15 protein-coding genes and 1 tRNA gene are annotated in these 9,432 nt (G+C 65.6%); 7 read left to right on the forward strand and 9 right to left on the reverse strand.

Annotation, left to right across the window (positions count from 1 at the left end; translation table 11 throughout):
* Positions 1-293 precede the first annotated feature (293 nt).
* From JMF90_RS11190 to JMF90_RS11205, 4 genes are all read right to left on the reverse strand, one after another.
* On the reverse strand, positions 294-1,016 hold the full coding sequence (locus JMF90_RS11190) for an O-methyltransferase (protein ID WP_374039655.1): 723 nt from the start codon (positions 1,014-1,016) through the stop codon (positions 294-296).
* 100 nt (positions 1,017-1,116) lie between these two features.
* Positions 1,117-1,413: a 4Fe-4S binding protein gene (locus JMF90_RS11195; RefSeq protein ID WP_011545911.1), complete on the reverse strand. Its 297-nt coding sequence runs from the start codon at positions 1,411-1,413 to the stop codon at positions 1,117-1,119.
* 2 nt (positions 1,414-1,415) lie between these two features.
* On the reverse strand, positions 1,416-1,724 hold the full coding sequence (locus JMF90_RS11200) for a hypothetical protein (protein ID WP_011545912.1): 309 nt from the start codon (positions 1,722-1,724) through the stop codon (positions 1,416-1,418).
* A 12-nt stretch (positions 1,725-1,736) separates the two neighbouring features.
* A complete protein-coding gene (locus JMF90_RS11205; protein ID WP_011694350.1) occupies positions 1,737-2,318 on the reverse strand; it encodes an RNA polymerase sigma factor in 582 nt (193 codons plus the stop codon).
* Between JMF90_RS11205 and JMF90_RS11210 the strand changes: the two genes are divergently transcribed.
* The 3 genes from JMF90_RS11210 (at position 2,317) to JMF90_RS11220 (ending at position 3,112) form a co-directional block, all read left to right on the forward strand.
* Positions 2,317-2,460 (forward strand): hypothetical protein, encoded by a 144-nt coding sequence (locus JMF90_RS11210; RefSeq protein ID WP_155123325.1) that lies wholly within the window; start codon positions 2,317-2,319, stop codon positions 2,458-2,460. The two genes, JMF90_RS11205 and JMF90_RS11210, sit on opposite strands and share 2 nt — an antisense overlap.
* A 32-nt stretch (positions 2,461-2,492) precedes the next feature.
* Positions 2,493-2,569, forward strand: a tRNA-Met gene (locus JMF90_RS11215).
* Positions 2,570-2,779: 210 nt separating this feature from the next.
* The gene (locus JMF90_RS11220) at positions 2,780-3,112 is read left to right on the forward strand and encodes a hypothetical protein (protein ID WP_197285591.1); all 333 of its coding nucleotides are present in this window, start codon (positions 2,780-2,782) and stop codon (positions 3,110-3,112) included.
* A gap of 60 nt (positions 3,113-3,172) precedes the next feature.
* Here the strand turns inward: JMF90_RS11220 and JMF90_RS11225 are convergent, their stop codons facing one another.
* Positions 3,173-3,913 carry an SDR family NAD(P)-dependent oxidoreductase gene (locus JMF90_RS11225; RefSeq protein WP_011545915.1) on the reverse strand — a complete coding sequence of 247 codons (741 nt, stop codon included), beginning with the start codon at positions 3,911-3,913 and terminating at the stop codon, positions 3,173-3,175.
* Positions 3,914-4,028: 115 nt separating this feature from the next.
* Here JMF90_RS11225 and JMF90_RS11230 point away from each other — a divergent pair, with 115 nt between their 5' ends.
* On the forward strand, positions 4,029-4,652 hold the full coding sequence (locus JMF90_RS11230) for a TetR/AcrR family transcriptional regulator (RefSeq protein WP_006478155.1): 624 nt from the start codon (positions 4,029-4,031) through the stop codon (positions 4,650-4,652).
* 26 nt (positions 4,653-4,678) lie between these two features.
* Here the strand turns inward: JMF90_RS11230 and eco are convergent, their stop codons facing one another.
* Entirely contained in the window at positions 4,679-5,179 is a 501-nt protein-coding gene (gene eco, locus JMF90_RS11235) for a serine protease inhibitor ecotin (RefSeq protein ID WP_011545916.1), read from the reverse strand.
* Positions 5,180-5,322: 143 nt separating this feature from the next.
* On the opposite strand from eco, the gene JMF90_RS11240 reads away from it, so the two are divergent.
* Positions 5,323-5,649 carry a hypothetical protein gene (locus JMF90_RS11240; protein ID WP_006478153.1) on the forward strand — a complete coding sequence of 109 codons (327 nt, stop codon included), beginning with the start codon at positions 5,323-5,325 and terminating at the stop codon, positions 5,647-5,649.
* A 197-nt stretch (positions 5,650-5,846) separates the two neighbouring features.
* Here the strand turns inward: JMF90_RS11240 and JMF90_RS11245 are convergent, their stop codons facing one another.
* Entirely contained in the window at positions 5,847-6,209 is a 363-nt protein-coding gene (locus JMF90_RS11245; RefSeq protein ID WP_011694351.1) for a hypothetical protein, read from the reverse strand.
* 156 nt (positions 6,210-6,365) lie between these two features.
* Between JMF90_RS11245 and JMF90_RS11250 the strand changes: the two genes are divergently transcribed.
* Both JMF90_RS11250 and JMF90_RS11255 read left to right on the forward strand, forming a co-directional pair.
* A complete protein-coding gene (locus JMF90_RS11250; RefSeq protein WP_011545918.1) occupies positions 6,366-6,746 on the forward strand; it encodes a DUF5594 family protein in 381 nt (126 codons plus the stop codon).
* A 182-nt stretch (positions 6,747-6,928) separates the two neighbouring features.
* A complete protein-coding gene (locus JMF90_RS11255) occupies positions 6,929-8,296 on the forward strand; it encodes an MFS transporter (RefSeq protein ID WP_011545919.1) in 1,368 nt (455 codons plus the stop codon).
* A 34-nt stretch (positions 8,297-8,330) separates the two neighbouring features.
* Here JMF90_RS11255 and JMF90_RS11260 read toward each other — a convergent pair whose 3' ends face one another.
* A complete protein-coding gene (locus tag JMF90_RS11260; protein WP_011545920.1) occupies positions 8,331-8,924 on the reverse strand; it encodes an AAA family ATPase in 594 nt (197 codons plus the stop codon).
* On the reverse strand, positions 8,917-9,432 hold a 516-nt coding region (locus JMF90_RS11265; protein ID WP_201325110.1), incomplete at its 5' end, for a trehalose-6-phosphate synthase. The genes JMF90_RS11265 and JMF90_RS11260, both read right to left, overlap by 8 nt.

Below are 9,432 nucleotides of genomic sequence, written 5' to 3' on the forward strand. Positions count from 1 at the left end.
ATCTCGCGGAAATACATCCGCCTGATCTTGGCCAATATGCCCACCGTGATCACCTTTGTATCCCCTGCTCAAAGATTGAGCAGGGCATTCAATCACGTGGGTCAAAATTCGATGAAAATTTGCAGCTCTAGTGGGTCAGTTCTGTGCGGACATCAACAACTACGATTTTTTTGGGGGTGTTTTGGGGGATATAAATTTCCAAAACCCGTCCGCAATTCCCCGCTGCCATTGACGCATGAATTCTGTCGGGACCAGCCAAGTCTCCATGCCTCCGGATTCACAAGAAACTCCCCTCAAGCCACGACAACCGTAAACTCAACCCCCGACTCAAAATCCAGCGTCGTGGTCGAAAACCGCGGATCCTCGTTGAGGTAGCGCTTGTAAGGTCGAACGGCGTCCTCGGCCGTGTACATGTTGTCAGCCAGCACGACCGATCCCGGCCGCAGCAAGCGCTCGATCTGCTTGAACAGCTTCAGATAGGCGTCGGCCCAGACATCGATAAACACCATGTCGACGGTCCCATCCAGCGCGGCAACCGTCTCGAACACATCGCCTTCCCTCAAGTCGACATAGGCATCCAGACCCGCAGCTTCGACATGAGCCCGCAAACGCGCGCACTTGAGCGCATCGCATTCGGTCGCGATGACCACGCCACGGCCCAGCGTGCGCAACGCGTCGGCGAAATACAAAGTCGACACGCCGCACGAACTGCCGAGTTCGAGGATTCTGGTCGGCCGTTGCGCGAGCACCATGTTGCGCAAGAACCTTCCCGTTTCCGCCGATACGGCCAACGATAAAGCACTGCCTGCCGATGACTCGAAATCTTCGGTGAACAAGCCGAACGTTTCGAGAAACCGCCCTCGCAACCTCGGAGCGAGTGCTTCGTATTCGTCGACGAGCGTCGGAAACGCCTCGTTCGGCCCCTGAAACTGCGCGCGTGCGCGGGCGATGATTTCGCGCTGGCTCTCTTCATGAAGCCGTTGCAAAAGAGCGTGGGTGGTAGAAACCAAGTGCATTCCTTGACGAGATTGATCACGTAGACGGCGTTTCCAGCGACCGCTATCCGCCATCAGGCCTGCGGCGCTATCACTCCATCATCAGCAAACACGGGTGACGCTATGCCAGTCGAGCAAGCGTAATCGCGCGTTCAGGGCACGCCGTCACGCAAAGCCCGCATGACCGGCAGGCTTGCGCATTCGGCGTGTACGCGACTTTCATTCCATGCACGCGCAGCTTCAAGCGATGCATCAAACCGAGCTCGAGATAATCGCCCTGATCGATGCGCCGGACCTCGAACACGTTCTCCGGGCAAACAGTGACGCAATCCCCCTTCCCTTCACAACGTTTCAGATCGACGACGGGCGCAATCACGCCCGCCTTCTGCTTGCAGTCGGCCACTGATTTCTCACGCATGTTCACTCCTCCGTGGCCCGCTTGCCGCGCGATCGCCATGCGGCCCGAAACTGCTCGCGTTCTTCAGGCGTCATGGCTTCCCACTTGCGCCAGTGACGTCGGCCGTGCCAGCCGCGGTGTCCGCGGAATCCGCCGAACAGGATGCGGCTCAACACGAGCAGGCCCAGCGCATGGGCGAAGTCGATCGTCCGGGCACCGACGAATAACCCCGGAATCACCCAGTTCCACAGCATCATGACGACCCATCCGAGCACGCCGATGGCGACCACCACGAGCAGCGCTTTGCCCGCACATCTGATTCGAAAATTCATCCGTCGACTCCTCTAGTTATCCAGTTCGTCATAAATGGGTTGCAGTCGAGCACGCAGATGCAGGACCGCATAGCGTTTGCGCGCGAGCAGCGTATTGAGGGTGACGCCGCTTTGCGCGGCCATCTCCTTGAACGACAGCCCTTCCAGTTCGTGCGCGATGAAAACCTCGCGCTGATTCGCCGGCAATTCGTCGAGCGCACCCTGCAACGCCTTGAGTAACAGCGTGCGAGCGTAGAGCGCTTCAGGGCCGGCATCGTGCGACGGTAGCGCAAGATCCAGGCGATACTCGCTGTCCGCTTCGTCCTCGACACCGAGCAGATCGGTCAGCGGCTGCTCCTTCTTCTTGCGAAAACGATCGATGATGCGATTGCGCGCGGTACGGAACAGCCACGCGCTCGCCTGTTCGATCGGCGCAGGCAGTCGATAAGCCTGTACGAATTCGTGAAGCACATCCTGCAGAACGTCCTCGGCATCGTCCGGGTCGCGAATCCGGCGCCGAATGAAATTCCCTAGCCTCGTTCGTTCACGCATCACTGTCGCAGTGATGTCGCGGTCTGAGTCGGTCATCGGTTGCGAAGTGGGTGGCGGTTCCATGCGTCTGAAGACGTTTCAGGCGCGCGAATATTGTGGCGAGTGTGAAAAATTTGCGGCGGTACGCATCGGCTTCACTGCGCGGCAGTCGTTTCAAGGAACAGGCCCGATATGGGATCAACCCGTCGTCGCAGGAATCGATTGACTCCCCGCATCAACCCGAAGTACACTTCGCGCCGCGGGGTGGAGCAGTCTGGCAGCTCGTCGGGCTCATAACCCGAAGGTCGTAGGTTCAAATCCTACCCCCGCAACCAAATGCCGAAGCCCGCTTTGCGAAAGCAAGCGGGCTTTTTGCTGTCTGGGAGATGTTGCTGGCGCATGCAGCGCAGCACACGAAGATGGGGCAATCAACCGTTCACCACGACGTGCGACACGCGACCACACCTCGTCCATTCGCCGCAGACATGCAGCGAACATTGCGTAGAATTCCGAACCTTCTTCGGTTCAGCACACGGACTTCTCGAATGATTCGAACGATCGCGGCACTCGCCGCGCTTTCAACGATGACCGCCACGGCAAATGCCGCCGACGCCGGCACGACCGCTGCGAAACAGCGCTACGTCAGCCCGGGCATCGCCAACGTCACTGCGTCGGCCGCACCCCGCCCGGAAAGCACCTCCTCCGACGCCCGCTGCCGGGAACTGGCCGCCGGCATCGACGCGGTCACTCACTCGCCCGACCGCAGCCAGAAGGTCGTGCGCGGGATGAGCCCGGACGGCAAGCCGCGCAACGAACTACGCGCCTACGACAAACGGGCCGACCTGGAAGCCGAGCACCAGCGCCTCGGCTGCCAATAACGAACAACGACGAACAAAGAACGAACCTCCACCCGGCAAACCCGCGCCGGGCATCGGCGTTTACGCATTCGCCCCGCCGTCGATCGTCAACCCGGTCCCGTTGATCGATCGCCCTTCCGGCCCGACGACGAACGCCACGAGCGCGGCCACGTCGTCGGCCTTGCCGTACTGCTGAATCGCCATCCGCGAACGTTGCGCATCGGCATGCTCGCCATCGGCAGGGTTCATGTCGGTATCGGTCGACCCCGGATGCACGATGTTGACCGTGATGCCGCGCGCGCCGAGGTCGCGCGCGAGCCCTTGCGTCCAGCCGATCAACGCAGCCTTGCTCGCCGCATAGAGGCTCATCCCCGCATCGGGCACGCGCGTCGCGAGGCAACTGCCGGTCGACACGATGCGCCCGCCCTCCCCGAGGTGCCGCGCCGCTGCCTGCGACGCGACGATCACCGCACGCACGTTCACGTTCAGCGTCGCGTCGATATCGTCGAGCGTGAGGTCGTCCACCGCACCGGCCCGGAAAATCCCCGCGTTGTTGACGAGGATGTCGAGACCGCCGAGCACTTCCGCGGCACGATCGACCGCGTTGCGCACGGCGACCGGATCGGCGCTGTCGGCCTGGATCGCAACGGCCCTGCGGCCCAGCGCCTCGATGCCGGCAACCACGGCCTGTGCCCGCTCAGCCGATTTTTCATACGTGATCGCGACGTCCGCGCCATCGGCCGCCAGCCGTTTCGCGATCGCCGCGCCGATGCCGCGGCTGCCGCCCGTGATGAGTGCACGCTTGCCCTGAAGTCGATTCATGTCGGTTCCTTTCCTCATTTATGTAACGACCAACACAGAATGTGGCAAGTTGCGCCGCACAGTCAATTGATTTATTTTATCGATCGATACAGATATCGACGAAGGGACGGACGCAATGGCTGAACGAGGCCGACCGAGAAGCTTCGACAAGGAAGCGGCGCTGGATCGCGCGATGGAGGTGTTCTGGCGTCTCGGCTACGAAGGGGCGTCGATGACGGACCTGACGGCCGCGATGGGCATCGCGTCGCCGAGCCTGTATGCGGCCTTCGGCAGCAAGGAAGCGTTGTTCCGGCAAGCGCTCGAGCATTACCGCGCAACCGAGGGACAGGAAATCTGGGGGGGTGTCGAACGGGCGGCGAGCGCGTACGACGCCGTGCAGAGCTACCTGATGGATACCGCACGCGTGTTCACGCGGCGCTCGAAGCCGGCCGGCTGCCTGATCGTGCTGTCGGCGCTGCATCCGGCCGAACGTTCGGACATGGTCCGGCAAACGCTGATCGGGATGCGCGAGGGCACGGTCGACGCGTTGCGGGAACGCCTCGCGCAAGGCGTCGCGACCGGCGAAATATCCGCGCACGCGAATCTCGATGCGATCGCCCGCTACTACGTGACGGTTCAGCAGGGCATGTCGATCCAGGCGCGCGACGGCGCGAGCCGCCGCGATCTGGAGGCCATTGCGCAGGCCGCGCTGGCCGCTTGGCCGGCGCTCGTCGGTACGAGCAGCGCGGCCAGTGTGTAGCGGCAGGACGCCGCCGAAAGGAAAGGTTACTGCTTCGCAGCCTGCTGCACGTCCTTCGACGCGTGCCACACGCGATAACGCACGTCGAAGCCGTCCGGTACATAGACGACGAGCGGCAGGCGGCTGTTGTAGCGCAGCAGTTGACCGTCGCCGCGCACCTGCACGAACCGTTGCTGCGGCGCCTGGCCCGGGCACGCCATCAGCGTCGATGCCGGCCCCTTTACGTCGGTGAGCCGGTAATACGTATAGCCCCAGCCCTTCACGTCCTCGGCGGTCAGCTCGCCGCCGAACCACTGCTGGTTGCAGTCGGTCTGCAGCGTCTTGCCAATCATCAGCTCGACGCGCGCATCGCCCTCGTTCTCGAGCGCGGGCAGCGCGATCACGACGCGCTGCTGGCCGGTCGCGGCCTGCGGGAACATCTTGATCGACTCGGCCGGCACGGCGGGCGCGGAGGCCGGCGCGGCCACGCATGCGGCGGCGGTCGTCACGCAGAGGGCGGCCAGCGCGGCCCGGATCGCGAATGTCATCGATGTGCTCCTGAAAAACAAATGAGCCCCGGATGCTAACACTTTCGTCGCAAGACCTTACGAAGCTGTAATTTGGCGACACAATTGCAAACAGCCGGCAATCCCCGGGCGCGGTACTTATAGCGCAACCAACGGAGAACATCATGCTGAAGCTCATTGCTGCCGCCGGCGTCGCCACCCTGCTGGCCGGCTGCGTCGTCGCCCCGGACGCCGGATACGGCTACGGCCAGCCCTACTATTCCGATCCCGGCTATGCGTACGCCCCGTCTCCCGTGTACGGCACGGTGAACATCTGGGGCGGTGGCGGCGGACGCGACTGGGATCGCGGCCGGCGCGACTACCATCACTGGGACGGCGATCGCGGCAACCGCGGCAACGGCTGGTGGCGCGGCGGCGGACGCCGCGGCGACTGGAACGAAGGCGGCGGCGGCGGACACGGTCGCGGCGACGGCGGCGGCCATCGCCACTGACGCGCAATTGCAACCGTTTGTATCCGCGCACGGCTAGCTGATGGCCTGCGGCACGCCCCGCAGGCGAACGAACGGCCACACAAAAGACGAAGGCCCTCGCATCGAGCGAGGGCCTTTCGTCGTTCGGCCCGGCGAAGCAAACGTCGACCGCTGCTGGCCGAGCAGCCCGGAATCCGCTCGCGCCACGCGTGCTTGAATTACCAGCCGGCCGGCCGCGCGTACCCGCCCTGCACCGGCGCTCCGCACACATACGCACGCTGGTAGCGGTCGTAGCAATAGTTCGGGCCGTCATCCTGGTACTGCGCCTGCTGATAGGTCGGGTAGGCCGGCTGCTGGTACGCAGGCGCCTGGTAGTACGTCGGCGGCTGATAGGCCGACGCCTGGTACACGGGTGCCTGATACGCGACGGGCGGATTCATCGCCGACGTCACGATCGCGCCCAGCACCGCGCCGCCGATCAATGCGCCGATCACGGCGCCCCCGTCGCGGCCATGCGCGGACGCCGGGCCTGCGACCGCGAGCGAACCGGCAAGGACACACACTGCGGCAATCTTTTTCATGATGGACTCCCACGCGAAGTGGTACTGGATGGGATGCATTGTGGCGGTGCGCGGCCGTAATAGATGCAGCAAGTGGTAACGCGCGATTACCGGTATCGCTCGCGCCGAAACGCGTCGTCGCCGTGCTACGATTTTCGGCACACAGGAGACGCCTTCATGCAGCCCGAAACCGCCCGCCGTTTCGATACCGAATTCGCACCGCGCATCGCGCAGGCGATCGCCGCGTTCTTCGCGGAACACGTGCAGACCGACGTCGTCCCCTATGGCGGGCACGGACACCCGACGCGCGTCCAGATCCGCAGCGCGCCGCACGAGCACGTGAGCGGCTTCGTGCATCCGCTGAATCTCGAGCTGACGTGGGACACCGACGAGATCGAGCGGCTGATGGAACCGGACGGCCGGGAGCGCTTCGAGCACTATCTCGCCGCGCTGCCGAGAAAGCTCGGCGCATGGCAAAGCGCGCGCGACATCGATCTCGCGTCGCGTACGCAGGCCGAGCCGCTCGTGCGGCTCGGCGGTCTCGACTTCGAAGGCTGAATGCACACGCCAGCCGGCCAGCGCGCGGCTTGGCGTCGCGCGATGCGGCCCGGTGATACACTCGACCGGCCCCGCGCCGGTGCAGCCGCGCCGGCCGGGCCGTTCATCGCCGCCACCCTTGCACATGGTTGCGCACGCAACCTGCAACCGGGCGCGCGGACAACCCTGCTCTCGCTCCCGTCATGAACGCCGATACCGGCCTGCCGCTTCCGCAACGCTACTGGGCGATCGTCTGCGTCGCCCTGGGCATCACGCTCGCCGTGCTCGACGGCGCCATCGCCAACGTCGCCTTGCCGACCATCGCACGCGACCTGCACGCGTCCGACGCCGCGTCGATCTGGATCGTCAACGCGTACCAGCTCGCAGTCACGATCACGCTGCTGCCGCTCGCGTCGCTCGGCGAACGCATCGGCTATCGCCGCATCTACATCGCCGGGCTCGCGCTGTTCACCGCGGCGTCGCTCGGCTGCGCGCTGGCCGGCTCACTGCCGATGCTGGCCGTGATGCGCGTGATCCAGGGGTTCGGCGCGGCCGGCATCATGAGCGTCAACGCGGCGCTCGTGCGGATGATCTACCCGTCGTCGTTGCTCGGGCGCGGGCTGTCGATCAACGCGATGGTAGTCGCGCTGTCGTCGGCGATCGGGCCGACGGTCGCATCCGCGATCCTGTCGTTCGCGTCGTGGCCGTGGCTGTTCGCGGTCAACGTGCCGATCGGCATCGCGGCCGTGCTCGGCAGCGTGCGGGCGCTGCCGGCCAACCCGCTGCACGACGCGCCGTACGACTTCCCGAGCGCGCTGATGAACGCATGCGTGTTCGGCCTGCTGATCACGGCCGTCGACGGGCTCGGTCACGGCGAAGGTCATGCGTACGTCGCGGCCGAACTGGCCGTCGCGTTCGTGGTCGGCTACTTCTTCGTGAAGCGTCAGTTGTCGCAGCCGGCGCCGCTCCTGCCCGTCGACCTGATGCGCATCCCGATGTTCGCGCTGTCGGTCTACACGTCGACGGCGTCGTTCACGTCGCAGATGCTCGCGTTCGTCGCGCTGCCGTTCTGGCTGCAGAATTCGCTCGGTTTCTCGCAGGTCGAGACGGGCCTCTACATGACGCCATGGCCGCTCGTGATCGTGTTCGCCGCGCCGCTCGCGGGCGTGCTGTCGGACCGCTATTCGGCCGGCATTCTCGGCGGGATCGGGCTTGCACTGTTCGCCGCCGGGCTGCTGTCGCTCGCGACGATCGGTGCACACCCGGGCACGGTCGACATCGTGTGGCGGATGGCGCTGTGCGGCGCGGGCTTCGGGCTGTTCCAGTCGCCGAACAACCGCGCGATGCTGTCGTCGGCGCCGCGCGAGCGCAGCGGCGGCGCCGGCGGCATGTTGAGCACCGCGCGCCTGACGGGCCAGACGCTCGGCGCGGCGCTCGTCGCGCTGATTTTCGGGCTCGCGCCCGACCGCGGGCCGACGATCGCGCTCTATGTCGCCACGGTGTTCGCGGCGGTGGCCGCGGTCGTCAGCCTGCTGCGCATCGCGTCGCCGCGGCCGGACACGGCGGCCTGACACCCGCCGCCGTGCGCCACACCCGCGGCGGGCATCAGGCCGCGTCGAGCGTGTCCATCACGAAGCGCACGCGCGCCTTCACGCTCACGCGCGGCAACTCGATCAGCCGATAGCCGTACGACGTATAGCAATCGACCATCGCGTCATGGGTCCGCACCGCTTCCGCGAAATCCTGCCGGCGCTCGGCGTCCTGCGCATAGATGTCGGGCCACGGCGGCGCGATGAACACGCGGCGGTGATAGCGGAAACGCCGCGCCGCGGCTTCCGCGTGCGCGGGTACCGCCAACCCGGTCAACTGCAGATAGCCGATCACGTCCGGCACGCCGCGGTCGAAGAACACCGGCCCGCGGGCTTGCCGCGCGAGATGGTAGGACCGCATCTCCCAGCCCAGCATCAGTTCGGCGAACGCAGCCGGGTCGCGCCACGGCAGCGCCGGACCGTCGATGGCCATCTGGTCGCGGATCACGCCGCGTCCGGCCTCCTGCGAACGTGCGTACCCGGCACGTTCGAGCGCATCGAGCAACGTGCTCTTGCCCGAACCCGGGCCGCCCGTCACGACGAAGAAACGGCCGGCGGTATCGTCGGCCGCTTCGTCGTCGCTACCGGCGCCCGGCGCGGACTCACGCATGCGCGACGCGCCGGCCCGCACGCCGCGTGACCGACGCCGCCGCCGCGACGCTGCGCAGGTCGGCGACGAACGTATCGCGCCACACCGACAGGTCGTTCTCGCGCAGCCGCGCGAGATTCTGCTCGTGACGCGCCTGCCGCTCCGCGAGCGGCATCGACAGCGCGCGTTCGAGCGCCTCGGCCATCTGCGACAGGTCGTACGGATTGACGAGCAGCGCGCCAGTCAGCTCGGCCGCCGCGCCCGCGAACTCCGACAGCACCAGCACGCCCGGATCGGCCGGGTCCTGCGATGCGACGTATTCCTTCGCGACGAGGTTCATCCCGTCGCGCAGCGGCGTCACGTAGCCGACCTGCGATATCCGGAAGAACGCCATCAGCAGGTTGCGCTCGTACTTGCGGTTCAGGTACTGGATCGGCGTCCAGTCGAGCTGCGAGAAACGGCCGTTGATGCGGCCGGCCTCGCCTTCGAGCGTTTCGCGGATCTGCTGATAGGTCTGCACGTCGGAACG

This window comes from Burkholderia sp. E168m23, assembly GCF_016586125.1.
Taxonomy (GTDB): Bacteria; Pseudomonadota; Gammaproteobacteria; order Burkholderiales; family Burkholderiaceae; genus Burkholderia; species Burkholderia orbicola.

What these genes read in the sequence shown, in the direction of transcription:
- JMF90_RS11190 (WP_374039655.1), bottom strand. Translation starts at nt 1,016, where the DNA reads ATGCACTTGGTTTCTACCACCCACGCTCTTTTGCAACGGCTTCATGAA.
- JMF90_RS11195 (WP_011545911.1), bottom strand. Translation starts at nt 1,413, where the DNA reads ATGCGTGAGAAATCAGTGGCCGACTGCAAGCAGAAGGCGGGCGTGATT.
- JMF90_RS11200 (WP_011545912.1), bottom strand. Translation starts at nt 1,724, where the DNA reads ATGAATTTTCGAATCAGATGTGCGGGCAAAGCGCTGCTCGTGGTGGTC.
- JMF90_RS11210 (WP_155123325.1), top strand. Translation starts at nt 2,317, where the DNA reads ATGCGTCTGAAGACGTTTCAGGCGCGCGAATATTGTGGCGAGTGTGAA.
- JMF90_RS11205 (WP_011694350.1), bottom strand. Translation starts at nt 2,318, where the DNA reads ATGGAACCGCCACCCACTTCGCAACCGATGACCGACTCAGACCGCGAC.
- JMF90_RS11220 (WP_197285591.1), top strand. Translation starts at nt 2,780, where the DNA reads ATGATTCGAACGATCGCGGCACTCGCCGCGCTTTCAACGATGACCGCC.
- JMF90_RS11225 (WP_011545915.1), bottom strand. Translation starts at nt 3,913, where the DNA reads ATGAATCGACTTCAGGGCAAGCGTGCACTCATCACGGGCGGCAGCCGC.
- JMF90_RS11230 (WP_006478155.1), top strand. Translation starts at nt 4,029, where the DNA reads ATGGCTGAACGAGGCCGACCGAGAAGCTTCGACAAGGAAGCGGCGCTG.
- eco (WP_011545916.1), bottom strand. Translation starts at nt 5,179, where the DNA reads ATGACATTCGCGATCCGGGCCGCGCTGGCCGCCCTCTGCGTGACGACC.
- JMF90_RS11240 (WP_006478153.1), top strand. Translation starts at nt 5,323, where the DNA reads ATGCTGAAGCTCATTGCTGCCGCCGGCGTCGCCACCCTGCTGGCCGGC.
- JMF90_RS11245 (WP_011694351.1), bottom strand. Translation starts at nt 6,209, where the DNA reads ATGAAAAAGATTGCCGCAGTGTGTGTCCTTGCCGGTTCGCTCGCGGTC.
- JMF90_RS11250 (WP_011545918.1), top strand. Translation starts at nt 6,366, where the DNA reads ATGCAGCCCGAAACCGCCCGCCGTTTCGATACCGAATTCGCACCGCGC.
- JMF90_RS11255 (WP_011545919.1), top strand. Translation starts at nt 6,929, where the DNA reads ATGAACGCCGATACCGGCCTGCCGCTTCCGCAACGCTACTGGGCGATC.
- JMF90_RS11260 (WP_011545920.1), bottom strand. Translation starts at nt 8,924, where the DNA reads ATGCGTGAGTCCGCGCCGGGCGCCGGTAGCGACGACGAAGCGGCCGAC.